This is a genomic window from Rahnella sp. RcJ3 (assembly GCF_009498575.1).
GTDB lineage: Bacteria > Pseudomonadota > Gammaproteobacteria > Enterobacterales > Enterobacteriaceae > Rahnella > Rahnella aceris.
In genome coordinates this window covers 1-26,215 of record NZ_QSNX01000004.1, presented here as the reverse complement: position 1 = coordinate 26,215, position 26,215 = coordinate 1, and the positions used below count along the sequence as shown (strand labels likewise).

Here is a 26,215-nt window from a genome sequence, read left to right as displayed (position 1 = left end):
TTTTTCGGCAGAAAGCATAAAATTTGAGCCAAAAATTATCTCTGTAGTGTAACGCAGTCCCGCCGGGATGTTCATTTCAGGCCTCACGCATTCCAAAAGCATGGCGGCGGCATACCGCACATTCATTATCCTGCGCAGACCAGGCGGGAAATATGCAGCCACACACCCGGCATTGTGCTTGTTCAAGCCTGGAAACGGTTAACGTACTTTCACTGTTTTCACGCGCGGATACGGAGATAGCGCCATCAAAGCACACCGCCTCGCAGTTGCCACAACCGGTACATTTCACAGGATCCAGCGTTAATGCCAGATTATCCAGGCGGATGGCTTGTTCGGGACAGACACGGCTACAGGCGCCGCAGAGTACGCAACGGTGTTTATCGAGATCAACGTGATATTCACTGATCTGTGTAAAACGGGCGCGCCTGAACCGACGCCCGACAGGTACGTTACCGGCAGAAGCGCCTTCGTTTTTAAGATGCAACCACCGGCGGCGTGAACCGTTCATCGTTTGCCGGGACGGTGGCACAATATTCCACAGCGGTTCCTGCATTCGTTTCAGGCGAACATTCAGCGTGGCGATGGCCTTAAACCAGCCAGCCGCGCTTTCCGCTTTCATCTCAACAAAACGGATGCCGTATTCGCTGTGCCACATCAGCAATTCTTCAGTACAGGGCGCAAGGGTGCTGAGCGGCATCACCAGCCGGTCAGCGCGATAATGCCTTTGCGGCGGTGCAATGCCCTCCGGCGCACCGGTGGGGCAGTTAAAAAGACAATAACCGCAGCCGATACAGGCCTGCGGATCCATCTCTATCATGCCTTCTTCATTGAGCGTAACGGCCCCTGTCGGGCAAACATCTGCACAGGCCACGCAGCGGCTATTTTTCACCGTATTGCGCACGCATGCCCGTCCGGCGCACATCATGCGCGGACTGGCATGAAGCGAAAACACACGCATCAGTGAATGCTGAAGAAGTTAAAACGCAGCATGATTTCTGCCAGTAACACCGCCGTCCCGCCCGTCACCAGCAGTAAGCGGCCAATACGGTGCGTTTGCAGGCTGCACGCCGTGATAATCGTGCCTACAGTCAGTATCACCCACGCCATCAACCGCAACGTGCCGGACTGAGCGAAAGCCACCAGCGGCTGATGCGGGAATGTCACCGCATCGCGGCTCACACCGTTCAGAGACTCAAGGTAGATCGGTTGTTCCAGCAGGCGCGCCAGCGTAACGGCGATCAGCGCGCCACCGCAGATAACCGAGATCCTCCTCGCCTGTTTCCAGGGCAGCCACGGGCAGCGGGAAAGCCGCCACAGCGCGGTGATGGCCCCCAGACTCAGCGCGGTTGCGTAAAACATCACGTAAGTATTGATGTGCATCCAGGTCGCGACAGACGCATGGACGTAAATCGCGCTCATGCAGAAGAGATCAATCAGGCCCAAAAGAGAAGCGAGCAGCATAAGAGAAGTCGCGACGCGTTTTGCTACCAGCCCAATCAGCGTGGTCAACCCCAGAATACCGAGATAAAGACTGGCGAAAACGATTTCCCGGCTCAGCCAGGAACTGCTGATATGACTCAGCGCATGAAAGGCATTCAGCGGATAGCCCAGATGCGCGGTTGAAGCGACAAGGCCCAGCGCACCGGCGACAAAAGCCAGCAACATGGCAGGTACTGCAACGCGCCATTTTTCCTGCGTATTCAGGCTGTCAGCGGCATACATCAGGATAAATGTGGTGAAAAGCGTGCTGCCTACGGAAAGCTGGATCAGCAACGTAAAGACGATCAGTGGCCATTCCTGCATGATTATTGACTCCCTTTTTCTGCACCCTGGTGCGGTTTGATGACCAGATTGGGGTGAGTGAGCGCTGAATCTGGCAATCCCTGAACATCACAGAGGCTGCCGTATTTCGTCCGTAATTCATCGATCGGACCAAATTTGATCGCACCTAACGGACAGGTTGAGACGCATACCGGCTGCTGACCGCTTGCCTGCAAATCGACACAGAAATCACATTTCGACATCTGACCGGTCTGCGTATTCAGCTGAGGAGCACCGTACGGGCAAGACCACGCACAGTATCCGCAACCGACGCATTTATCGGTATTCACCCGCACAATGCCGTCACCAGGACGTTTATGCATGGCCGTGGTCGGGCAATTTTTAGTACAAACCGGGTCTTTGCAGTGATTGCAGGAAATAGACAGCGTATAGGCGTACACGTTGTTGATCATTCCGCCCATGCCTGTGGGGATGAAACCGCCCCCTTTGATTTCATAGATACGGCGAAAACGCCTGCCCACTTCAAGATTGTTTTTATCTTTGCAGGCGACCTGACAGGCTTTACAGCCGGAACAACGTGAGGAATCGATAAAGAAGCCGAGCTGGCGGCCGCTGACCGGTGGATAATCAATAAACTGGCTCATGCCTTAACAACCTCCACAAGCATGGTTTGATGGGAATTCCCTTTCGCCAGCGCGGTAATACGCGCCGAACTGAGTACGTTGGCGCAACCGCCGTGATCGACACCGCTGGCATCCGGCTGCCACCAGGCACCAGCCTGCATCGCCACCACACCGGGCATAATCCGCTGAGTCACTTCCGCCGGAATTTGCGTCACACCACGGTCATTGTGAATACGTACGCTGTCGCCCTGCGCGATACCGCGCCGTTGGGCATCCAGCGGATTGATCCACAGTTTTTGTGTCTGCACTTCCTGCAACCACGGGTTGGCATACTGCGTCGAGTTCGCCCGGTTTTTGCCTTTCCAGGTAATCAGCTGCAATGGGAATCGCGCCGACAGTGCATCCTCCGGCCCTTCGTGAGCGGGCACATAGTGCGATAACGCCGGGATTTCCGGGTGATTCATGTCATAAAGCCTGCGCGAGAAAATCTCGATTTTGCCGGAAGGTGTCTGGAAAGGATGGTTTTTCGGGTCGCGGATATTATCTTCAAACGCCACATGCGGCGCGCTTTTGAAAAGATGTCGGCGGGTGACCTGCAATTGTTCAAAGGTCGGCAGTTCCTCCTGCGGCATCGCCTGACGGGTTTTCTCCCAGATGTGGACAATCCATTCTTTCTCCGTACGCCCCTGACTGAATTCCTGTTCGACGCCCAGTTTTGCTGCCACCTCGCGTAACCAGTCGTAATCCGACCGGCTTTCAAATGGGGGTTCAATCAGTTTTTCAGACAACATCAGATAATTGCCGGTGCCCCAGGTTTCACCGATATTCCAGCGTTCCATAAAGCTGGTTTCCGGCAGCAGCAGATCGACATATTTAGCGCTTGGCGTGAGGTAAAGATCGCTGGCAACAATGAATTCAATTTTCGATTCATCTTCGAGCACCTTTACGGCCTGATGGATATCCGGGTTCTGGTTAGCCAGATAATTACCCGCGAGAGAGAAAAGAATGCGGATATTGCTGTCGAGTTTTCCCCCGCCGGTCAGCCCGTCCTTTGGTGTGACAAGGCTCGCGTCATCGGCTGCCTGTACCCAGTTCATCACCGAGATTTTTTGTTTCACCGGATTGTCCGGCATCTCCGGCCCCGTGGTGAATTTACGGTTGCCAATGCCGCCGTAACCGCCCGCCCAGCCGCCTTTGACCCCAACATTCCCGGTAAGGGTGGCCAGCAGCGTCGAGCCGCGCGCGGTACGTTCGCCACAATTATGCCGCTGTGGCCCCCAGCCCTGGATCAGTGCGGCAGGTTTGGTTGTTGCATACTCTCTGGCCAGCCGGCGGATGGTCTGAGCAGGAACATGGGTGATCACTTCTGCCCATTCTGGCGTTTTTTTCACGCCATCTTTAGCACCTGTCAGATACGCCATCAGCGATTCGTTCGGCGGCACGCCTTCCGGCATTGAGCTTTCATCAAATCCGAGCGTATAGCGCGCAATGAAGGCTTTATCGTGCAGATTTTCGCTGACGATGACGTACATCATCGCATCCATAAGCGCGTTATCTGTTGAAGGACGCAGCGGGATCCATTCATCCGCCAGCGAAGAAGCGGTATCTGAATAGCGCGGATCTACCACAATGAAGCGCGTGCCGTTTTGCTTCATCTGCTGAAAATAGTGATTGGTGTGACCAAAAATGGTTTCAGTCGGATTATGCCCCCACAGGATCACCAGCGGCGTATCTGCCAGCGTATCCAGCGTGTTACCGCTCGCCGCCGTGCCGTAGGTGTAGGGCGTCGCCGCCGCCGTATTTCCCATACTGACAGAATGGTAGGAACTGAGATGACCGCCGGTCAGATTCAATAACCGGCGGGCCATAGTATCGCCGGAGAAGGCACCGCCGCTGACTGCGGTCCCGACATGCACGTAGCGCGATGACGGGCCGTATTTTGCAGTAATACGTTGCAGATTTTCAGCGATAAGCGTCGTCGCCTCATCCCAGCTTATCCGGACAAATTTGCCTTCACCGCGTTTGCCAACGCGCTTCATCGGATATTTCAGACGATCAGGATGATAGACAAACTTCCGGTAACTCCGTCCACGGACACAGGCACGCATCACCGGCATGGCCGGGTCAAGTTCTGCGTCAGGCCGCGTGGTAATTTGAATAACTGCGCCGTCCTGAACATGCGCCCGGATATCACATTTTCCACCGCAGTCAAACGTACTACATGTCGCCACCACGTTGACCGGAGATGGCGCTAATCCTGAAGGGGTAACAGAAGATTTATCGACGGCATGACTGAATTTGAATCCGGCCAGAGGAAGCGCAGCCACCATGCTGCTGACCTTGACGAAATCACGCCGGGTAATATTTGAAATTATGTCACATTTATTTTTCATAACATTGGCTCAAAAAGGAAAAGATCTTCCCACGCTTAACTCAAATTATTCCTTGTGGGATATCAAACCAATGCGCGCTGTGCCTCACTTTTAGGTAAGAATAGAGGCCTCATCATCGTTTGATGGAGCCTGACATTTTTGATGTTTATTTGTTAAGCATTACTAATCACTTTTACGAATATCTCGTCACAAAAAAGTAATATTTCCCCCGTTAAATTCAGCGCCACCAGCCTTCGTTTCCCTTCATTTTTCCCGTTTCCTTTCAATATCCGGATTATGCGTTAGATTTATAATGTGTGACATGAGTCACACAAAAACCATAATAAAAGTAATGATTAGGGAGCATCTGTGAGTGAGAAAATAAACAGTGGCGGTCGGGATGATGCGGCGAAAGCCTCGCAACCGACCGAACCGCTGGTGAAAGTAATTGCCTTTATTGCCACCCTGGGTGGCTTACTTTTTGGCTACGATACCGGGGTGATTGCCGGTGCTTTGCTGTTCATGAAGCACGATCTGCATCTGACATCGTTAACAACCGGGATGGTCACCAGCTTCCTGATACTGGGTTCGGCTGTGGGTGCAGTCTGTGCTGGTCGCGTGGCTGACCGTTTCGGGCGTAAGAAAGTCATTCTGGTGATGGCACTGATCTTTATGGCCGGTTCGCTCGGTTGTGCCACGGCGCCCAACGTCGTGATTATGATTATCTGCCGGTTTATTCTGGGGCTGGCAGTCGGTGGCGCGGCAGCGATTGTGCCCATCTATATCGCGGAAATCGTCCCCTCTCATCGCCGCTGGCAGTTCGTTACATTACAGGAACTGATGATCGTCTCCGGCCAGCTGATTGCGTATACCAGTAATGCGGCCATCAACGAAGTGTGGGGTGGCGAAACCACCTGGCGCTGGATGCTGGGTGTCGCCTGCGTTCCGGCGGTGGTGTTGTGGGTCGGGATGCTTTTCCTGCCTGATACTCCGCGCTGGTATGCCATGCACGGCCGCTATCGCGAAGCGCGTGACGTGCTGGAGCGTACCCGTAAGGCAGGCAGAGTAGAGAAAGAGCTGAGCGAGATCCGCAGTTCCATGAGTTCCAAAAGCGAGAAGCATTCCCGCCGCCAGAAGACTATCTCCGTGTGGATGAAACGTCTGGTGTTTCTGGGGATTGGTATCGCCATGCTGCAACAACTCTCCGGCGTGAATACCATTATGTTCTACGCACCGACCATGTTGCAGGCCACGGGGTTAAGCACTAATGCGTCTCTGATGGCGACTATCGCCAACGGGGTCATCTCAGTGATCATGACGTTTGTGGGCATCATGCTGCTCAGCCGTTTCGGGCGCCGTCCGCTGCTGCTGACCGGTCAGATCGGCTGTACCCTGACGCTGCTTGCCATCGGATTAGTCACCTGGCTGATGCCGGAAACTGTCAACGGTCATCCCGATGCGGTTCGCAGCTATCTGGTACTTGGCGGTATGCTGATTTTCCTGTGCTTCCAGCAGGGCGCGTTGTCGCCTGTTACCTGGCTGCTGCTGTCGGAAATGTTCCCGATGCGCATCCGCGGCATGGCTAACGGCGTATCGGTATTTGCCATGCAGATGACCAACTTCTCCATCGCCTTTATGTTCCCGATCATGCTGGAGTCTATCGGGCTGACGATGTCATTCTTCTGCTTTGCCGCCATCGGTGTCGCAGGCGGAATATTTGCCATTATCTTTGCGCCTGAAACGCAGGGTAAAACGTTAGAACAGATTGAGAAACACTTTAAAAAGCACTTGCAGGATGACCCTGCTCCGCAGGAAGCAGGAAGTTAAGCTGGTCATGTAATAACCCTGCCTGGTCAGCATGATATCTGGCCAGGCAGTCGCTTCAAAAGAAAGAAAAGGCTGCCCCCGCCATCCTCACATTTGATGCATCATGTTGTATAATCGTTTTCCACGGCCTCTTCCCAACTCCGGGTATGCGCACTCTCATTGCTACGGTGAACTTTTGAATTATCCCATCAACTCAATTAATCACGCCTATCTGGGCAGCAGCGTTTACGCCACCTTGCGCGAGGCACTGATTACCGGCCGCCTGAAACCTAATGATCGTTTACGTATCCGCGAACTGGCCGAACAGGTGGGTACCAGTGTCACGCCGGTGCGGGATGCGATTTTACAGCTGGCCAAAGAACAGGCGCTGGAAATGCGTACCCCGAAAGACATCCGCGTACCGCAGCTCGATGAACAGCAATATCAGGAAATTCGCACCTTACGGCTGGAACTGGAAGGTCTCGGGGCGGAGAAAGCAGCGCAATCGGTAACGGAATATGAGTTGCAACGGATTACGCAGAATATTAAAGATAACCGCAAAGCCATCAGCAGCGAAGATTTGCCCGAAGCACTGCGCCTCAACAGCGAGTTCCATCTGATGCTCTCACAAAGTGCGCGGATGCCCCTTTTAAGCAATTTCATCGACAGTTTATGGATGCGCACCGGCCCGCTGATTGCACAGGCTTATGCTCATTTCTCACAACGTATGGCCATTGAACATCACGAAGAGATTTTGATTGCACTGCGTAAAGGCGACGGCGCAACCGCCAGGCGTGCCATTCAGGAAGACATTCTCGACGGCAGCCAGAAGATGGTCGAGTTTCTGAGCGTAAGTCGCGAAGTCCTGTAGCGTGCGTGCTAACGTATGCGCTGAGAAAAAAGGGTATTCAGGGGGTCTGAGATTATCTCGCGGACTCTTTTTAATGTATTAAGTGAAATCGCATTTATTTGACACATAGAAGAAAACATCAGCCAGCAGTATCTGGCATACTGTAACAACAGAAATTACCTGAGGATATTATTTTCAAAAACAACTTCATTTCTCTGACGCTTTGCCAGATAGAGATTCGTATCGGCTTTAGAAATGATTTCTTGTAATGTTGCATTCTGTTTCTCACACTGAGAGATACCGATACTTACCGATAAAGATAAATCATCAAGTTTTAAACTCTTCACTGAATGACGGATCCTGTTTGCGATTAATAATGCATCTGCAGGTGTGGTATCTTTAAGTATAACGATAAATTCATCGCCTCCCACCCTGCCAACAAAGTCAGTTCCACGTAAGCTCTTAAGTATTGTTTCAGCAATCAGAGAAATAGCCGTATCACCTTTGGCATGGCCATAGGTGTTATTCACGTCTCTTAAATGATCGAGGTCGATCACTAAAACACTAAAAGGCACGTTATTTTTCTTGGATTTTTCTAATTCGTAACTTGCTTTCGCGTAAAATGCCTCCCTTCGTAAACATCCTGTTAATCCATCTTTAGATGCATATTCATTGAGGACCCGGAGATATCCTCCTGCTATTAATGACAGTAAGTAGCTAATAACCATTGATAAAATGATAATAATTAATGCAGGCCAGACGTTCGAAAAATTCATTATAGATTTCGAGAAAGCGGGTTTTCCCAGAATGGAGTATTTACGTATTTTAACCCCGACTAAACTGTAGCCTTTATCATGCAAGGGTAAAATAGAAATGATGGTATTCTCATCAGCAAACCTTCCGATAGCAAATCCACGATTAGCACACACTCTATTTAATACAACGGGAATATTATGAGGCTGTATTTTTTTGACTGAAGTTAAAAACTCTCGGATTTTGGCGTTACATTCTTGCGGATTTCCTGACTTAGAGAACAGTAAAGTCTTAACTTGCACCTCAGTGTATTGTGAAGGATTCCTGATATAGTTTCCTGCTGAGATATCTCCTTGCAAATTATCTGAATCATAAAAGCTGCCCATATTTTGAATGTTATTAATATTGCCTTTCCACTCCTGAACATCCTGGCTGTACAATAAAGGGAAAATAATAAGTGAAGAAACCACACCACCAAATAAAACAAATGAAACAGGTTTTGTAAGTAACGGGAGTAATACTACCCACTTCCAACTTGAATAAATCATTCTTTACTCCCTGAGTAACCATCACATTCTTAATACATTCAAGTAATTTATAATTCCCTCATGTGATTTTAAAATACCACTCACCAGGTCTTCAACAAAGATCTTTTTGATAAAGAGTTAACTCTGTTTTTGTTATGAATTGACTAAGATTTTTAAATCGCTACATTCAAGACCCGACATTCAGTACCTCATCAGCTAAAGGCGCATACATTACGCGGATAGCCGATGTTCCTGAATTCTATAGCACATTCGGTTTCGCAAATGTGCGTTCCTTATCCCGGCATCTCCGCCAGCACGCTTGCCAGTGTTTGCAGCAACAGCGTCGCGTGTTCCGGCTGGAAGACCAGCGGCGGGCGAATTTTCAGGACATTCGCCGCCGGTCCCGTAGCACTAATCAAAACCTGTTTCTGGCGCATTTCATTGACGATAAATGCCGCCAGTTCCGGCGCAGGCGTATTGCGCTGATCGCTCACCAGTTCCACACCGATAAACAAACCGTCGCCGCGTACATCGCCGATGACCGGATAACGTTGCGCCAGTTTTTGTAGCCCTTCACGCAAGATTGCGCCGGTCATCTGCGCATTCTGCTGCAACTCTTCACGACGTAAAATCTGTAAAACGGCATGCGCGGCGCGGCAGGAAACCGGGTTACCGCCGAAAGTATTGAAATAGCGCTGACGGCGGCCAAATTCCGCAAACAGTTCCGGTCTGCCGACCAGCCCGGCGACCGGATGACCGTTACCCATCGGTTTGCCCAGACTGACCAGGTCAGGCGTCACGCCGTAGCGGGCGAAGCCCCAGCGCTGGCTGCCGGTACGGCCAAAACCGGGCTGCACTTCGTCTGCGATAAATAATCCACCTGCCGCACGCACCAGCCCGACGGCGCGCTGCATGTCCAGCGGGTCCGGGCTGAATACACCATCACTGGAGAAAATCGTGTCCACTAACAACGCCGCCGGTTTCACGCCCGCGTGTTTCATTTCTTCCAGCGCGCGCTCCACGCCCGCAGAGAATACGCCGGGATGGCGGAACGTGTCCGGCGCATCAGTCAGCCAGACATTTTTGCCTTGCTCAAACCCGTCACCAAGCGAGGGGGAAAGTTCTGCCAGCGCGCTGGTCACACCGTGATACGCCCAGCTCGTCACAATAACGCCCTGCCCGCCGGTAATTTGTCGTGCGACACGCAGCGCCAGATCGTTGGCTTCGCTGCCGGTGCAGGTCATGGTCAGGTTGCGCAGCTCAGGAGGAAACTCGGTCAGGAAATCTTCAGCAAATTCGACAATCGCATCATTCAGATAACGCGTGTGTGTATTGAGTTGCGCGGCCTGCGTGGTGATGGCTTCAACCACCGCCGGATGGCAATGACCGGCAGACGCAACATTATTGTAAGCATCCAGATAGCGCCGTCCTTCGCTGTCATATAACCAGACGCCTTCGCCGCGCACCACATGCAGCGGTTCCTGATAAAACAGCCGGTAACCGCCGCCAAGAAATTGCTGACGACCTTCTAAAACCTGTTTCGGAGTGAGCATATAACGGCCTCTTATTTCTGTTCAAACGCGCATGACTGACGAAATATCAGGTCAGTCTGCGAAAACGGCAGCGCCATCAGACGCGATAAACTTCCCCATGCATGCACCTGATTACGCAAAATATAATCACGGTTTTGCGGATACAGCACCGCACGATGCTGGGCAATCAGCAGACTCAGCGCCAGTCGTGACGCCACCAGTTCCGGTAAAACATCCAGCTCGGCACCGGTGAGTTGCAAACGCGCGGTATACGCAGCAATCATCGGACGGCAATAAAGGAAAAGATCGTCGCCGTCGCTGTCGAGCTGATAAGCCAGGGCGGTAGCCAGTTCGTTAATCAGGGGCGCGTGAAGGGCGTCACCGAAATCAATAATGCCCGCGAGACGCTGCGGATCAGCGCTGTTTACCAGAACGTTATGGGCATTCAGGTCATTGTGGATCACTTGTCTGCGCAACCGCTGGCTGGCCGGAACCACTTTTTGCCGGTGGGTTTCCAGCACGCGGGTAATGGTGCGGCGCTGCTCAGGGTCAGTGAGCTGCGTTAACCAGCCCTCGAGGCGTGACATGTCGCTGATGTCCCACAGCAGATCACGCTGTGCGCCGGGATGGTTAAAATCGCTCAGCGCGATATCCAGCCGTGCCAGCGTGTCGCCAATTTCCCGCATCAGCACCGCTGAACGCGACACCTGATATTGCGCGATACCGGGCAGATAACTGACGGCACGCAGCGTCAGCATTTGTCCGTCAACCATCACTTGCGGCGTAAGTTCACCGTGGCGACTTTCCTGCAACCGAGGCACCGGCAACTGGCTGTCGCGTATCGCCAGATGGCTGAGAATGGCGGTCTGGAAAGCCACTTCTGCGGGCACTTCCGCCGGATTAACAAACCGCAACATGTAAGCGTGGCCAGGCCCCGTGGTCAGGCAAAAATTGCTGTCGCGTTCGCCGCCCAGCACCTCCGCTTTGCCTTCCAGCCCGTAAACCTGCGCAGCAATATTTTCTGCCTGCGACCTGCTGACACGCGGTACCTCCGTGGTGAGCAATGACGGCGCTTCAGACATGCTGACCGCCGTTCACATGTATTTCAGCGCCGTTCACGTAAGAAGCGCCCGATGTGCACAGAAAATGGATCAGTGAAGCGACTTCTTCAGCCTTACCCAGTCGCTGCAACGGCACGCTGCGCTCGACAATTTCCTGCGTGCCCGGCGAGAGGATCGCGGTATCAATTTCCCCCGGCGCAATGGCATTTACCCGTATGCCGTGCGGGCCGAATTCGTGTGCCATTTCGCGGGTCAGCGTCGAAAGCGCCGCTTTAGAACAGGCATAGGCCACACCGGCAAACGGATGCACTTTGCTGCCCGCAATCGAGGTTACGTTGATAATGCTGCCCTGCGCGGTTTTCAGTTCATCAAATAATCCGGTTGCCAGAATGGCGGTTGAAAACAGGTTGACGTTAAACACCTGCAACCAGGTGGCGTAATCACTGTCGAGCACACCGAGACGGCCACCGGTGGGGGTTTTCGGTGAAATACCCGCGTTATCGACCAGCGCATCCAGCCGCCCGCCGAGGCGTTCTTTGATCATCGGCAGGGCTTTCTGCACGCTGTCGATGTCTTCCAGATCCAGGTGAATATGATTGAGAAATCCCTCTGCCCACGGACATTCATCCACCCAGTTCTGCCGCGATGCGGTGAAAATCCGCCACCCCGCAGCATAGAAATGTTTGACTGTCGCGTGACCAATGCCACGGCTTGCGCCGGTCAGCAAAAGCGTTTTTTTCTGAGTTGTGTCAGTCATGAGAAATGGCTCCCGTTACTTTTGATATTTGATGCATCAGGAATAATCAAAAAAAGAGGACCTGTAAAGTCCTCTGATGAATTTAACGTCAGTGTGTTGTCGGCGAATGACGCAGGCGTTCGCCACGGCGGCGCAGCAGTTCCATCACCAGCAGCAAAATCAGCGATGCACCGACCATCAGCGACGCCGCCGCCGCAATGGTCGGGTCGAGGTTTTCACGAATACCGGCAAACATCTGGATAGGCAGCGTGCGCTGACGCGGGCTGGCAAGAAATAACGTCACCACCACTTCGTCGAATGACGCCGCAAACGCAAACAGCGCTCCTGAGAAAACACCCGGCGCAATCAGCGGCAGCGTAACTTTACGGAATACGGTCCACGGCGACGCGCCGAGGCTGGCGGCGGCGCGGGATAAATTGCGGTCGTAATTTTTGAGTATCGCCACTACCGTGATCACCACAAACGGCACGCCAAGTAATGCATGTGCCAGCACCAGCCCGAGATAACTGTTGAGCAGCGATACGCGGGCAAAGAAGAAGAACATGCCAACGGCGATAATCACTACCGGCGCGATCATCGGCGAAATCAGAATGGCCATCACCAGTGATTTACCGCGAAATTCACCGCGCACCAGCCCGACCGCAGCCAGAACGCCGAGAAGAGTGGCGAGCAAAGTCGCCAGTGGCGCAATCAGCAGGCTGTTACCCAGTGAACTCAGCCATTCATTGGAATGGAAAAACGTCTGATACCAGCGCAGCGAAAACCCTGTCAGCGGATAGCTGAGAAACGAACCGGCGTTAAATGACAGCGGCACGATGATCAGCACCGGCACAATCAGAAACAGCAGGACCGCCGCACTGTAGAAATTAAAACACCAGCGCCATAACCGCAGGATTAACGCCCCTTTTTGTCTCATTGCGTGTTTCATCTTCGGGCTCCTTAATGCGCTGCAATTTCAGCTTTGGTGCGCGTAACGCGGATGTAAACGATGTACAGCAGCACCACAATCACCAGCAACTGACTGCCCAGCGCTGCGGCCATGCCCCAGTTCATGGTCGTATTGGTAAAGAACGCCACGAAGTAACTGACCATCTGATCGCCCGGACCGCCCAGCAACGCAGGCGTGATGTAGTAACCAATCGCCATCATAAACACCAGCAATGCACCGGCAGTGACACCCGCGTAGGTTTGCGGCACGTACACCCGCCAGAAGGCGGAGAAAGGATGCGCACCCAGTGAAATCGCGGCGCGAACATAATTAGGCGAAATGCTTTTCATCACCGCATATAAAGGAAGGACGATAAACGGCAGCATGATGTGCGTCATCGAGATATAAACGCCGAGGCGGTTGAACACCATCACCAGCGGGTGATCGATAATGCCGGTGGAAAGTAACGCGCGGTTAATCAGGCCGCCCGATTGCAACAGCACAATCCAGCTGGCTGTGCGGACAATCAACGACGTCCAGAACGGCAGCAACACCAGAATCATCAGCAAATTCGCGCGTCCGGAAGGTTGTTTTGCCAGCCAGTACGCCAGCGGATAACCCAGCACGACGCAGCAAATCGTCACCACCAGCGCCATCCACAATGTGCGCAGCAGCACGTTGACGTACAGCGCCTGATCCGGTGGCAGTGCGACAATTTTGCCAGTATCCACGTCTACCTTCCGGTCGAACGCCGACAATAAATAGAGAGAAGTCACCGGCCCCGAAGCACGTTGCAGCGTCTGCCAGGTGCTGAGTTCACCCCACAGCGGCATGCTCTGGATTAACGGTTCACGGATCGCGCCCCCTCCCGCGGGTACTTGACGTAATGTGCCAGTGATCAGGCTGCGGTAACGGTTATCTTCGTAGCTTAAACGCTTGGCAATGGTTGCCATCTGACCGCTGCTGCGGGCATGACGCAAATCGGTGACCAGTGCAGTAAACGTCGCTTCATCCGGCACGGTTTTGCCGTCCCAGTGTGCAAGCTGCGCCACAGTTTCCGGCAGGGTTGCGCCCAGTTCCGGATTAGTCACACTCTTGCCCAGAATGGACGCAATCGGGAACAGAAAACTGACAATAACAAACAGCAACAGCGGCGCGATCAGCAATAAAGAACGACGCGTATACGCCGCTTCCACTTTACGCAGACGCTGACGCAATGTTGGCCCTTCTGCTGATCCCTCCGTCACCGGTGTGGTCAACATTTCGGTTTGACTCATGTTTTTCTCCCGCTGCGAGGTTTTTATGCTTTTATCGGGCTCACAGCCCAAAATCATTCGAGTTGCAGCAAGGCGGCGAACGAGACGGATCCCCGGGAGCATACTTGAGTATGTGACCGGGGTTCACGAGTGAAGCCAGCGCAGGTGCAGCTTGAAGGATGAAGGACCGACTACTTAGAAGACCAGGCGTTGAACCGTTGCTCGAGATCTTCACCATGCTCAATCCAGAAGTGAGTATCTACCTGCAAAGCGCCTGCCAGATTTTTCTCAGCAGTTGGCAGATTCTGAGCATATTTCGCGTCTATCATGCCGGTGACCGACTTCTCGGTCGGGCCATAGGGGATGGTTTCGGCAAAGACTTTCTGGTTTTCAGGTTTGTTGGCGAAGGCTATAAACTGTTCGGCCAGATCTTTGTGTTTGGAACCTTTGACAATGGCCCAGCTGTCGAGGTCGTAGAGACTGTTGTCCCAGACCATTTTGAAATCGTGGCCTTCACCTTGCGCGGCGCTGACGCGGCCATTATACGCAGAGGTCATGACCACATCGCCGGACACCAGCCATTGCAACGGCTGTGCACCGGATTCCCACCACTGAATGTTCGGTTTGATCTGATCAAGTTTTTTGAAAGCACGTTCAACGCCCGCAGGGGTTGCCAGGACTTTGTAAATATCTTCACGTTTCACACCGTCTGCCAGTAAGGCGATTTCCAGCGTGAATTTGGCGCTCTTGCGCAGTGCGCGTTTGCCCGGAAAATCTTTCACGTCCCAGAAGTCGGCCCAGCTGGTTGGCGCTTTTTTCAGTTTACTGGCGTCATAAGTCAGCACGGTTGACCACAGGAAGATGCCCGCACCACATTCGGTGACCGCGCCCGGCACGTACTGCGTTTTGTCGCCCAGCTTGTTCCAGTCCAGCGGTTCGAACAGCCCTTCATCACAGCCGCGGATAAGCTCCGGGCTTTCCACTTCCACGACGTCCCAGCCAACCTGTTTGGTTTCAACCATGGCACGGATGCGCGCCATTTCGCCATTGTATTCTCCTGGCTCAATCGTGCCTTTTCCTGCTGCCGCAAAAGGTTTGTAAAATGCTTTGTCCTGGGCGTCCTTATTCAGGCCACCAAAAGAAATCACGGTCAGGGATTCCGCCTGAGCCTGAAACACCAACCCTGCAAGAAGCGTGGTAAGGGCTATTTTCTTGAACATGCTGTGACTCCTGGGTTAACGAAAAAGTAAGGAAAAACGCTAAGAGAACGGCCTTGCTAAAAATATGATGCATCATATTTTATAATGAAGCATAAACCATGCCATTCCGGTTGAGTCCATCCGCCACGCACAGAACGGCGGGCGGACAGGGATTGAAGAGGCGTTATGTGATTTTTTTATGCCTCATGACACTCAGTTTCTTATTATTGGCACTGCTTTCGTGCATCTGTGCACTCTGTCTGAACGGCTAATCACTCAGCCCGATGCACAGGTTTCCTCAGTCAGCCAGCACACGGGACAAAATTGCCAGGGCTTCTTTAAACTGCACATCAGGAATGGTCAGCGGATAAAGGAAACGGATCACGTTGCCATGCACACCGCAACTGAGCATCAGCAATCCGGCGTCCAGCGCTTTGCGCAGATACTGTTTGGTCAGTTCAGAAGAAGGTTTTCCGGTCACGGGATCGTTAAATTCGGCCGCCACCATTGAACCACGCGCACGGACATCCACCAGTGCCGCACAATTCGCTTTGGCTTTCCCGAGTACTTCAGTCAGCTCTGCACCGAGACGATTTGCGCGCTCGCACAATTTTTCTTCTTCGATGATATCCAGCACTGCCAGCGCAGAGGCCACGGCCAGCGGATTACCCGCGTAAGTACCGCCAAGGCCGCCCGGCTCCGGTGCGTCCATCAGCCCGGCGCGCCCGGTTACGCCCGAGATCGGCAAACCGCCGCCGAGGCTTTTCGCCATCGTGACGATGTCCGGTTTGGCATCGGGATAGTATTCTGACGCGAACATTTTACCGGTACGCGCAAAGCCGCTCTGTACTTCGTCGGCAATCATCACGATGCCGTGACGGTCACAGATTTCGCGCAGCCCTTTCACGAAATCTTCCGGCGCGATATTGAAACCGCCCTCGCCTTGTACCGGCTCATACAGGATCGCAGCAATCTGCTGCGGCGCGATATCGCTGCGAAAAATACGTTCAATACTGTCGAGTGCCATTTCAGTGGTGACACCGTGAACGGCGTTGGGATATTGGGCGTGGAAGACCGAGGCCGGGAACGGCCCGAAGCCCACTTTGTAAGGCACTACTTTGCCGGTCAACGCCATGGTCAGCAGCGTGCGGCCATGAAATGCACCGGAGAAAGTGATGATGCCCGGGCGACCGGTGGCGGAGCGGGCAATTTTCACCGCGTTTTCGACAGCTTCCGCGCCGGTACTGAAGAAAGTGGTTTTCGCTTTGCCGCTCACCGGAGAAATCGCGTTGATGCGTTCAGCCAGATTCACAAAGCTGGCATAAGGCACAATCTGGTAGGAAGTGTGTGTGAACAGGTCGAGCTGGTTGCGGATGGCTTCAACGATTTTCGGGTGACGATGTCCGGTGTTCAGAACCGCAATCCCGGCAGTGAAATCGATGTATTCCCGCCCGTGTTCATCCCACAGCGTGGCATTTTCTGCTTTTGCCGCATAGAAATCACACATGACACCTACACCACGCGGCGTCGCTTCTTTACGGCGTTTTTCCAGTTCACTGTGACTCATCTTTCGCTCCTGCCTTCAGGTTGATGTTTTATAGATTGCCGGTTGCGAGATGAACAATTTGTCGAATTAGCAATCTGTACTTGTTTTTTATCCCGCCAGCGGCTCTATAATCCAGAGCCAGTTTCATTTATTTTGAGGATCCACTTTTGCGTTCATTGCTTTCAGACCTCATTTTGCAACGTCTCACTGAGCTTTCAGATGCCCGGCCCGGCACGCTGAACAAGCGGGTTTATCAGGCATTACAACAGGCTATATTTGATGGCAGTATTGCGCCTGGCAGCCGCTTGCCCGCCTCAAGAGACCTTGCCAAAGAACTGGATATTTCGCGCAATACGGTGCTGGCTGCCTACGAGCAGTTACAGGCCGAAGGCTACATTCAGACCCGCACCGGAAGCGGAACCTTCGTTCCCGCAGATTTACCGAAAGACGGCGTGATCGCCGATAAAACACCTCTGCGCTGCGCACCGGTTCGCAGCCACGTGTCACTTTCCAAGCGCGGTTCTCAACTGCTGACGCGTACCGGCGTTGCCTCGCATCAGTGGGGCGCGTTTATGCCCGGGGTTCCGGACGTCACAAAATTTCCGCATGACATCTGGCGTAAGTTGCAGAACCGTCTGAGCCGTCGTCTGCCGCCCGAATTCCTCACCTACTCCCGCCATGGTGGCTGCCCGCAACTGCAACATGCGCTGGCAGATTATTTGCGTATAGCGCGTTCTGTTGACTGCACGGCAGATCAGATCCTGATCACCGCCGGCACCCACCAGGCGCTGGATTTGCTGGCGAAAATGCTCTGTGACCCGGGCGATGTTGCCTGGATTGAGGAACCGAGCTACTGGGGAATACGCAATGTGCTGACCATCAACGGCGTGGATATTCAGCCGGTGCCGGTGGATGAAAACGGGCTGAACCCGCCTGACAGCCCGCCACAGGACCGCGCACCTAAACTGATATGCGTGACACCGTCACATCACTATCCGCTCGGTTCAGTGATGAGCCTGGCCCGACGGCAAAAAATTCTTGCCATCGCCAGCCAGCAAGGTAGCTGGGTAGTGGAAGATGATTACGACAGCGAATTTCGCTATTCGGGCAGTCCGATCCCCGCGTTGCAGGGACTGAGCAGCGATGCGCCGGTGATTTACATCGGTACGTTCAGTAAGACATTGTATCCGGCAATGCGGATAAGTTATGTCGTCCTGCCGCGTCCGCTGGCCTCGCGCCTCAAAATTGCGCACTCCGAGTTGTACCGTGCCGGTAACGGACTGACGCAACTTACGCTTGCGGAATTTATTCGCGAAGGGCATTACGCCGCCCACATCCGCCGGATGCGATTGCTTTACGGCAGACGACGTAATGCCCTGATACGGCTTATCGGACAGGAACTCGGTCCGGAATTCCTGTGTGAAAACAGCAATGCCGGTTTGCATCTGATTTTGTCACTGCCTGATTCGATTGATGATGTGGCGCTGAGCGCAGAGCTGGAGCAGAAAAAAATTCTCACACGCCCGCTGTCGGCATATTACCTGCGCCCTGCCCCGCGGCGCGGGCTTTTGCTCGGTTACGGTTGCGTTCCTGAAGAAGAAATTGAAACGGCTTTCGGGCACATCGTGGAGTGTTTACGACACAGGCTGCAAGCCGGTGGTGCAATCCCGGGGGCTGACAATAGGGTGCTGGCCCTGCAAGGTGATTTGCCTGATCCTGCGTAAAACACAGATCTTACTGCTAGCAATAAACTCTTTTAAAATAAAAATAACAATAAGATTCATAAGCCTGCGAGATTTCTCTCAGGCTTATTTTTTGTGTTATTTTGTCAAAAAATGCTTGTTAGCGTCAGAAGCGGATGGTAAAGATTTTTAATAACGCCAGACAAACAATCCTTCTGAGGATGTTTTATGCACAAATTGTGCCGTGTCGCGTCATCCCATTTTCGATAATTTTATTTGCGGAGTGCCTGTGATGAGAACGTATGTCAGCTTCAAAAATATCAAAAAGAGTTACGACGGGGACAAGCTGGTAGTCAAAAACCTCAATCTTGATGTGCACGAAGGAGAATTTCTGACGCTGTTGGGCCCTTCCGGTTCCGGCAAAACCACCAGTCTGATGATGCTTGCAGGTTTTGAAACGCCTACCCAGGGTGAAATCTTATTACGCGATAAACCTCTGCATAATTTGCCACCACATCAGCGAGATATCGGCATGGTGTTCCAGAACTATGCGCTTTTCCCTCACATGACCGTGGCGGAAAATCTGGCATTTCCACTGACCATTCGACGGCTTAATAAATCTGATATCAAAGAGAAAGTTGACCGCATTCTGGACATGGTCAAACTCAAATCTCTGGCTGACCGCTACCCTGCCCAAATGTCGGGCGGTCAGCAGCAACGTGTTGCGCTAGCCCGCGCACTGGTGTTTGAACCTAAGCTGGTGCTGATGGACGAACCCCTTGGTGCGCTGGATAAACAATTGCGCGAACATATGCAGATGGAAATTAAGCAACTTCATAAAATGTTGGATCTGACGATTGTTTATGTAACGCATGACCAGAGCGAAGCAATGACGATGTCTGACCGTGTTGCGGTGTTCAATGATGGTGTGATCCAGCAGATGGACAGCCCGAATGTGATTTATGAAAAACCGGATAATGCATTCGTGGCTCAGTTCATCGGCGAGAATAACAGCCTGCTGGCCACCAACAATGCTGCCGAAGGCGACTATTACCGCGCATCACTCGATGACGGCACTCAACTGCGTGCAGTAAAAATTCGCCCAAGCTCGCCGGGCAAAAAGATTTTGCTCTCTATTCGCCCTGAGCGTATTCACGTAAATAATCCGCAACCCGGAATGGAACAGGTGAAGGCAAGAATTCAGCAATTCATTTATCTGGGTGATCACGTACGCATGATGACGGAAGTGGCCGGTCAGGATAATTTTATGGTTAAACTTTCTGCGGCTGCAATGAATCCTGGCTGGAAGCCAGGTTCCGAAGTGCTACTTTCCTGGCAACCTGAACATCTCCGGGCACTTGATGTTGTCACGCATTAATCACCTGATTGTATGATTGTATGATTGTATGATTGTATGATTGTTGAATCCTAAGATTCTTTATCTTGGGATTCAATGATTACCAGATGTCAGGATTCACTATACCTATATTCTACTATCTCCTCATCTTGCACTCTCAGAATCCTGAAATCCCTGCATCTTCGAATCCGGTGATTTGCTATTCCCACTATCTTTTAATCCCAATATCTCTGAATCATTTGTACAGGTGAATGACCAATCATAATCTCAGGATTGTATAATCTCAGAATAACCAGAATCACAGGATTCTATCGAGACACTAACCACATGGTATCCTGCAATCGAAGATCCACCACAGAATCCTGTAATCATACAATCCTCAATGGGAATCTCAGGATTATGTAATCCTTTAATATAATCCTGTAATCACAGAATCATAACATTAAATAAAATCACTACAACTGACTTAACTGCATGTAAAACATCAACTAATCATTAAATCCTGTAATCCTACCTGCGATTTTAATCCTGAAATCCTGTAATCACATAAGCATCCTGGCATTCCAGGATTCTCTCAATTGCATCTTATGATAGCCAGACAGCAGTGTGTTTAATTAATGTAATCCTGAAATCCTATAATCTTAACGAGGATTCTATTATCCTGTAATCATAGAATACCTGGAGGCTGGTACAGGATAATCTGAGCCCGTCTTTCATCCTAAGATAGCAGCCTTGCAGGATTTAGAGATTCCAGGATTCAAAGATATTTAGCCGCTGGTTCATGATAATCACAGGATTCCAATACTTCCAGGATTAAGAGATCATGCCCGGTTGAATGAAATCCTGAGACTGGAAAAATCCTGTAATCAAACAATCCTGCCACTCCTGAAATCACGAAATCCGAAGATGGTGAGATGGTGAGATGGTGAGATGGTGAGATGGTGAGATGGTGAGATGGTGAGATGGTGAGATGGTGAGATGGTGAGATTTTATAGCAGGATGTTCATATGTCTGGCGTAAAACTGTATGTACTTAAGACATGCAAAACTCATAAGGAATCATTGCATCCTGAAATCCTAAGATTTAAAAATCCTAAAATCCGGAGATGTACATTGATGACTCTGCTTTTGCCCGACTTGCTTTGACATCCCAACTGCGTTCCAACCGGAATCACTGAATCATATAATCACAGGCTTTAATCATCCTGGAATCACAAGATTTACTACTTATTGGCTCCACGCATCATAATCTCATAATCTTGAGATTTCATAATCACAAGATATTATAATTCGATAATCCTAAAATATTGAAATCCCCGGATGCAAACTTTATAGTAGCAGCACAATCCTGTGATTCATGGATTTAAAAATCTCAGAATCCTATGATTATAAAGTTTATGAATCCTGAAATCTTATGATTTTAGAATCATGTTATCTTCACTGAACGCTTCATCAGAGGTTGTCATGGCAGCGAAAATTATTTCTTTCCTGAACGGGAAGGGCGGAGTAGGGAAAACCACGACGTCTATAAACATAGCAACCTGTCTTGCCCGGCAAGGGCACAAGGTCGTAATGGTGGATACCGACCCGCAGGGGAGTATCAGCAACTGGTATGACGAAAGCAAATGCCTGTTCGATCTTGCAGAAGCGGCTTCAGAAAAAGAAGTCTATACCGTCCGTAAGCAACTGAAAGAATACGATTACGTGGTGATCGATGGTGCGGCTGCAATATCAGCTATTTCTTCCGCGGCGGTAATGGTGAGTGACCTGGTACTCATCCCCGTGACACCGTCACCTTTAGATTTTGCTGCCTGTGGCGCTATTCTGGCCGTCGTGGAAGCTCGCGAAAACTTGCAGCCGGTGATTGCCCGTTTTCTTATCACCAAAAAAGTCGCGTCAGCTAAAATGCTTGAAGTGTTGAAAGAATCCATAGCCGATACCGGCGTTCCCGCATTGCGTACTGGTACGACACAGCGCCAGGTTTACATCCGCACAATGATGGATGGCGGCACCGTTTTCGATACGACAGACGGAAACGCGAAAGGTGAAATTGAAATTATGACCAAAGAAATTACGGAGTTGCTGAAATGAAAATGAAACTTGGCCAGCACAGACAACTGACGACTGCACTGGAAGCGGTATCTAAACCACCCGCATCAGTGAAGAAATTGCAGACCAATATCGATGAAGAGCTACATCGCCGCTTTAAAACCAGTTGCTTCCTGCAAGATCGCGAAATGAAAGACGTCCTGACAGAGCTGATCGAAGCCTGGCTCATCACCAACGAACGGTCATAATGTGCTGATTACTGGCTGGATCGGGTCTCCCAAGGCCCGTTTCTGATGACATCTTGCCTGAGAACATTGCTCTGTCTGCCTTCAACGCTAACTTATCCCTTCTTGAATTATCTACTCCGGGGTGATCAGATCCCAAGATCAAATAATGTTTTGTTTATTTTTTAAGTTTAGATCTTTCTCTTTAGAGACGGTTTTTACTATTTATTATCAATAGGTTACTACCCGTATTGTGGAGGTATTTCCTGCTTCAGGTGGAGATCCTTCCTGTTGGATGTGGATCCTTTTCATGCCAAATGTAGAGTCTTTTTCTGTGGATAATTTCTTTACGGATCAATCTATTATCTATGTGGAATGATTTTCTGTGGATATCTCGGTTACCCGCCAGTCAACAGCCACAGTAAGCTTAACACCTGCCTAACCGACTGTCACAACAGGCGTTTCTCATAAGTGGAAGGATTTCCTGATCCCATAGCTAACATTAATATGTGGAACAATTTCCTGTGACAGCGTCACGTTATGTCACGTACTCCGATAACGGATCCCAAATACCTGCAGACAGGGCAGACCCATTCTCTTTGAGGCGGTCAGGGAAGGGGATATGTGGAAGCTTTTCCTGATCCTGAACCTCCCTATGTGGAAACATTATCTGATCCCTTGAAAGCATCTTCTCATCGCTACTGCATAATAATTGTTATAAATCAGCATATTAAAATAACTGTGACAACGTCACGTCTCGATATGTGGAATGTTTTCCTGATCAAAGATGATGATATTCACGATGCTTACCCGACGAAAAACCACATTGCATGACTTTAGGTGGAGAAATTTCCTGATCCCATCCCGGTCTGTATGTGGAAACATTTTCTGTGAGCGCCATCGGGCTTCTTATGTGGAGTAATTTCCTGCTGACGCGATCATTGCCTCTTAATGTGGAGACATTTTCTGATCCCCATGCTGGCTATACGTGGAAAGTTTTCCTGTGCATCAGCTCAGGGTGAGAAACCCTGGACCGGAACGAAGTGAGAAGGGGATCACAAAGGTAACTTTGATGGTTTTATGTGCATGAGCGCTTCAAATGTGGAATGATTTTCTGATCGCGGTTAGGGTCTGGTTGCGCATTGCTGATAAAATTAAGCGAAGGTCATCACCCGCATATGTGGAATAATTTCCTGTAAAAAACCCGACGATCCAACGTATTAGAAAAAGGATCCCTGGAAGCGCTGAAAACAATATGTGGAGATTTTTCCTGATCATGTTTTTTGGATCATTGTTTAAGCCGTTGATTGTAAAAGAATAAATAACCCTTGTTTTTACTTTACGTCGGTATTTTTTATGTGGAATAATTTACCTACTTTCCACTTATGGATCCTGCTACATGGAACTGAATAAACTCACCGTAGTTCAGGGGAATGATCTTCTTGAAGGCGCTTACAGCGTCACTCTGGATGAAATGCGCCTGCTAAATCTGGCGCTGGCACAAATTGATAGCAGGAAACCTCAGCCAGATACGCTTTATCGACTTTTCCCTCAGGACTATCAGCGGATCTACGGGGTAAACCCGACCAGCAGCCACCGCCAGTTGCGCGAAGCCGCTGAAAGCCTGATGAAAAAGCCGGTCACCATCTACAAACCGGACGTAAAAACCGGCAAGGTTCGCACTGTACAACTCTCCTGGTTTTCACGTCTTGAGTATGTGAGCAGTGACGATCACAGCGCAGTGGTTCTGCGATTCGGACAGGATGTTGCCCCGTATCTTTATGAACTTAAAGAATCTTTTACCAAATTGAATTTTGCTAATATCGCAAAACTTGATACGCCGTTCTCCGTAAGGCTGTATGGCTGGCTCATCAAAGCTAAGAACCTCTACGGGCGTCGCAGCGGTAAAGCCATAGAAGTGACGCTGGATCTCAACTGGATGCGCGAGAAGGCCGGTTTGGCGGGCAAATACGAGGACTATCGTGACTTCCGTCAGAAACTCCTTGAGCCGACGATCAACCGGATCAACGCCAATACCGATATTTCGGTGGTCTGGGAGCCAGTAAAGCAGGGCAGAACCGTGGTATCCATCAAGTTTGCCTATGTGGATGAATCCGCGCCAGAAGCCAGCAAACCACTGCGCCCGCGCTTACCGCGACGTCCGCGAGCTGTTGCCGGATCGGCGCTGGAAGGCGAGTGGGCGCGCCGTTGCATCACGATCTTCGAAGAATATCTCGACAAGCTAAGCGCTTACGATGTGGATGAGAAGGCTACCTTGCCGGACCTGCGTAAGCTTTCGGGATGGTATAAGCTGATCGGCGAGAAGAGTAAGCATAAAGCGATCCTGGCAGAAGTCAGTTCGCGTAGCAAAAAAGTCGCTGCCTGATTCCCCTGAAGCAGAAATAAAAATAAACGGCGTATCTTTCACGAGATACGCCGTTTTTCTTTTGTCCAAAATGCAAGCATTCACCGCACATATCCTTCTGAATAAGGCTTAATGGGTTAGTAAGCGCTTACTGGGTGATATCAGGAAATCTTTCCACATTAGCCGTTTTGGCGACTTTTTCTGCGTACTGTTTAAAAGCTATAAGCCATACGTTCTAAAAAAGTAGCATATGAGGCATAAAACCCAGGGCGGAAGCCTGTTTCTAACGTATATGCAGGCTTGAAGTGTAAGTGGGTACTGACATTACCGGCCACGTTTGCCCTTTAATTGCCACCATGCACCATTTGCACCGCCATTTTATCGCCATTTAAGCCAGAGGGTTTAGCCTCACTGCTTCCTCAAGATGCTCGGGTGCAAAGTGGGCATAACGCATTGTCATTTTGATATCGGTGTGGCCTAGAACACGCTGCAAAACGAGAATGTTCCTCCCCTTCATCATGAAGTGAGAAGCGAACGTGTGGCGGAGCACATGCGATGATTGACCGGCTGGTAACTGTATATCGGTGCGTTGCAGGGCAGAGCGAAATCAAGATTGATCGTTTGTGGGGTGATCTTCTTCACTCTGTTGCCGCGTGAAAAATCTCCTAAAAGTCTCTTTTCCCGATACCGGGAAAACATCTTTGCATCGAATTCCCTGGCAATCGCCGGTATGGCACAGGCTTTTAATGTCACGCAGATGTACTGGACAATATTGCAAAGGCAAGCTGGATGCCGTTTCCGCGATCGCTGCCATGTCGCGCCCGGTTAATCCGGACTGGTGGTTACGCCAACTGAAAGGCCAGCGCACACGCTGGCGTGAATCTTTACGGATCGCCATCGGCAAAGTGAACCGCGACGCTTCACCTTATGCCAGTAAGCAGGCTAGCGCCTCGGAGTCCTGTCAATAACTGTGGGTTAGGTGGAAAGAAACAACTTACAAATTGGCATTACAGGCAGGCTGGGAGCACTGCTACGGCGTCCACTTCTGACAACCTGCGAGTTTTGACTGGACAGACACTGCCGCCGTGAGGGCGTTTGTGGCGCGTATACGGGAAGAAACACCGAAGGTGAGTAGGTGACAGCGAAGTTTTGACCTAACAAAGGGACGCAATGTTGCTCCATCAGCAAGATTAACGCCTGAAGAACGGGCGCGATTGCCTGAAATTGAGCGAGAATTGATGAAAAGCAAAATCATTGCTGCGCGCTGGGAGTTGGAGGTGTAAGTATCCCACCAAAACGGCCCATTCATTTTTAGAGATCTTCCGACATACTGATTATGTCCCCTGAGGAGATCGCTATGCGTAAGATCCGATTCACTGAGCACCAGATCATCGCCGTCCTGAAATCAGTCGAGGCTGGCAGTACCGTCAAAGATGTGTGCCGCGAGGCTGCTATTTCTGAAGCCAGCTATACAACTGGAAAGCAAAATATGGCGGGATGGAAGCCGCTGATATCAAAAAAATCAAAGACCTTGAGGACGAGAATCG

22 protein-coding genes and 1 pseudogene are annotated in these 26,215 nt (G+C 51.0%); 10 read left to right on the top strand and 13 right to left on the bottom strand.

Annotation, left to right across the window (positions count from 1 at the left end):
* Positions 1–76: 76 nt before the first annotated feature.
* Genes DXU84_RS06595 through DXU84_RS06580 form a run of 4 tightly spaced genes read right to left on the bottom strand, consistent with a single transcriptional unit; the run spans position 77 to position 4,798 of the window.
* The gene (locus tag DXU84_RS06595) at positions 77–958 is read right to left on the bottom strand and encodes a 4Fe-4S binding protein (RefSeq protein ID WP_014416628.1); all 882 of its coding nucleotides are present in this window, start codon (positions 956–958) and stop codon (positions 77–79) included.
* Positions 958–1,803: a DmsC/YnfH family molybdoenzyme membrane anchor subunit gene (locus DXU84_RS06590; protein ID WP_153375152.1), complete on the bottom strand. Its 846-nt coding sequence runs from the start codon at positions 1,801–1,803 to the stop codon at positions 958–960. The genes DXU84_RS06595 and DXU84_RS06590 overlap by 1 nt, the downstream gene beginning before the upstream one ends.
* Positions 1,804–1,805: 2 nt before the next feature.
* A complete protein-coding gene (locus tag DXU84_RS06585; RefSeq protein WP_014416626.1) occupies positions 1,806–2,426 on the bottom strand; it encodes a DMSO/selenate family reductase complex B subunit in 621 nt (206 codons plus the stop codon).
* Positions 2,423–4,798, bottom strand: a complete 2,376-nt coding sequence (locus DXU84_RS06580) for a DMSO/selenate family reductase complex A subunit (protein WP_153375150.1) — start codon at positions 4,796–4,798, stop codon at positions 2,423–2,425. Before DXU84_RS06580 ends, DXU84_RS06585 begins: the two co-directional genes overlap by 4 nt.
* 348 nt (positions 4,799–5,146) lie before the next feature.
* Here DXU84_RS06580 and DXU84_RS06575 point away from each other — a divergent pair, with 348 nt between their 5' ends.
* The gene (locus DXU84_RS06575) at positions 5,147–6,604 is read left to right on the top strand and encodes a sugar porter family MFS transporter (RefSeq protein ID WP_013578006.1); all 1,458 of its coding nucleotides are present in this window, start codon (positions 5,147–5,149) and stop codon (positions 6,602–6,604) included.
* Positions 6,605–6,779: 175 nt separating this feature from the next.
* Entirely contained in the window at positions 6,780–7,454 is a 675-nt protein-coding gene (locus DXU84_RS06570) for a GntR family transcriptional regulator (RefSeq protein ID WP_153375148.1), read from the top strand.
* A gap of 155 nt (positions 7,455–7,609) precedes the next feature.
* Here DXU84_RS06570 and DXU84_RS06565 read toward each other — a convergent pair whose 3' ends face one another.
* The 8 genes from DXU84_RS06565 to DXU84_RS06530 form a co-directional block, all read right to left on the bottom strand.
* Entirely contained in the window at positions 7,610–8,734 is a 1,125-nt protein-coding gene (locus DXU84_RS06565) for a GGDEF domain-containing protein (RefSeq protein ID WP_112151475.1), read from the bottom strand.
* Positions 8,735–9,006: 272 nt separating this feature from the next.
* The gene (locus DXU84_RS06560; RefSeq protein WP_112197646.1) at positions 9,007–10,266 is read right to left on the bottom strand and encodes an aspartate aminotransferase family protein; all 1,260 of its coding nucleotides are present in this window, start codon (positions 10,264–10,266) and stop codon (positions 9,007–9,009) included.
* A gap of 11 nt (positions 10,267–10,277) precedes the next feature.
* Positions 10,278–11,327 (bottom strand): phosphotransferase, encoded by a 1,050-nt coding sequence (locus DXU84_RS06555; RefSeq protein ID WP_131637391.1) that lies wholly within the window; start codon positions 11,325–11,327, stop codon positions 10,278–10,280.
* A complete protein-coding gene (locus DXU84_RS06550; RefSeq protein ID WP_014416620.1) occupies positions 11,320–12,063 on the bottom strand; it encodes an SDR family NAD(P)-dependent oxidoreductase in 744 nt (247 codons plus the stop codon). The genes DXU84_RS06555 and DXU84_RS06550 overlap by 8 nt, the downstream gene beginning before the upstream one ends.
* An 88-nt stretch (positions 12,064–12,151) precedes the next feature.
* Positions 12,152–12,979 carry an ABC transporter permease gene (locus DXU84_RS06545; protein WP_014416619.1) on the bottom strand — a complete coding sequence of 276 codons (828 nt, stop codon included), beginning with the start codon at positions 12,977–12,979 and terminating at the stop codon, positions 12,152–12,154.
* Positions 12,980–13,002: 23 nt separating this feature from the next.
* Positions 13,003–14,268: an ABC transporter permease gene (locus DXU84_RS06540; protein ID WP_013577999.1), complete on the bottom strand. Its 1,266-nt coding sequence runs from the start codon at positions 14,266–14,268 to the stop codon at positions 13,003–13,005.
* 170 nt (positions 14,269–14,438) lie between these two features.
* Positions 14,439–15,467, bottom strand: coding sequence for an ABC transporter substrate-binding protein (locus DXU84_RS06535; RefSeq protein ID WP_013577998.1), 1,029 nt, complete (start codon positions 15,465–15,467; stop codon positions 14,439–14,441).
* Between the two features lie 277 nt (positions 15,468–15,744).
* Complete coding sequence (locus DXU84_RS06530) at positions 15,745–17,013, bottom strand: 4-aminobutyrate--2-oxoglutarate transaminase (protein WP_013577997.1); 1,269 nt, start codon at positions 17,011–17,013, stop codon at positions 15,745–15,747.
* A 146-nt stretch (positions 17,014–17,159) separates the two neighbouring features.
* Here DXU84_RS06530 and DXU84_RS06525 point away from each other — a divergent pair, with 146 nt between their 5' ends.
* The 6 genes from DXU84_RS06525 (at position 17,160) to DXU84_RS06500 (ending at position 24,689) form a co-directional block, all read left to right on the top strand.
* Positions 17,160–18,716, top strand: coding sequence for a PLP-dependent aminotransferase family protein (locus DXU84_RS06525; protein WP_153375146.1), 1,557 nt, complete (start codon positions 17,160–17,162; stop codon positions 18,714–18,716).
* A 250-nt stretch (positions 18,717–18,966) separates the two neighbouring features.
* Complete coding sequence (locus tag DXU84_RS06520; protein ID WP_134705457.1) at positions 18,967–20,052, top strand: ABC transporter ATP-binding protein; 1,086 nt, start codon at positions 18,967–18,969, stop codon at positions 20,050–20,052.
* Between the two features lie 1,442 nt (positions 20,053–21,494).
* On the top strand, positions 21,495–22,121 hold the full coding sequence (gene parA, locus DXU84_RS06515; RefSeq protein WP_013577994.1) for a ParA family partition ATPase: 627 nt from the start codon (positions 21,495–21,497) through the stop codon (positions 22,119–22,121).
* Positions 22,118–22,327: a plasmid partition protein ParG gene (locus DXU84_RS06510; RefSeq protein ID WP_013577993.1), complete on the top strand. Its 210-nt coding sequence runs from the start codon at positions 22,118–22,120 to the stop codon at positions 22,325–22,327. The genes parA and DXU84_RS06510 overlap by 4 nt, the downstream gene beginning before the upstream one ends.
* A 600-nt stretch (positions 22,328–22,927) precedes the next feature.
* Positions 22,928–23,137, top strand: a complete 210-nt coding sequence (locus DXU84_RS06505; protein ID WP_131637387.1) for a hypothetical protein — start codon at positions 22,928–22,930, stop codon at positions 23,135–23,137.
* Positions 23,138–23,702: 565 nt separating this feature from the next.
* A complete protein-coding gene (locus DXU84_RS06500) occupies positions 23,703–24,689 on the top strand; it encodes a replication initiation protein (protein WP_013577992.1) in 987 nt (328 codons plus the stop codon).
* A 323-nt stretch (positions 24,690–25,012) separates the two neighbouring features.
* On the opposite strand, the pseudogene DXU84_RS06495 reads toward DXU84_RS06500, so the two are convergent.
* A pseudogene (locus tag DXU84_RS06495) lies at positions 25,013–25,275 on the bottom strand (tyrosine-type recombinase/integrase); the annotation flags it as partial.
* 139 nt (positions 25,276–25,414) lie between these two features.
* Here DXU84_RS06495 and DXU84_RS25385 point away from each other — a divergent pair.
* Entirely contained in the window at positions 25,415–25,636 is a 222-nt protein-coding gene (locus DXU84_RS25385; protein WP_309247398.1) for a replication endonuclease, read from the top strand.
* Between the two features lie 389 nt (positions 25,637–26,025).
* Positions 26,026–26,215: transposase (locus DXU84_RS06485; protein WP_370461737.1), on the top strand; the 190-nt coding region annotated here is incomplete at its 3' end.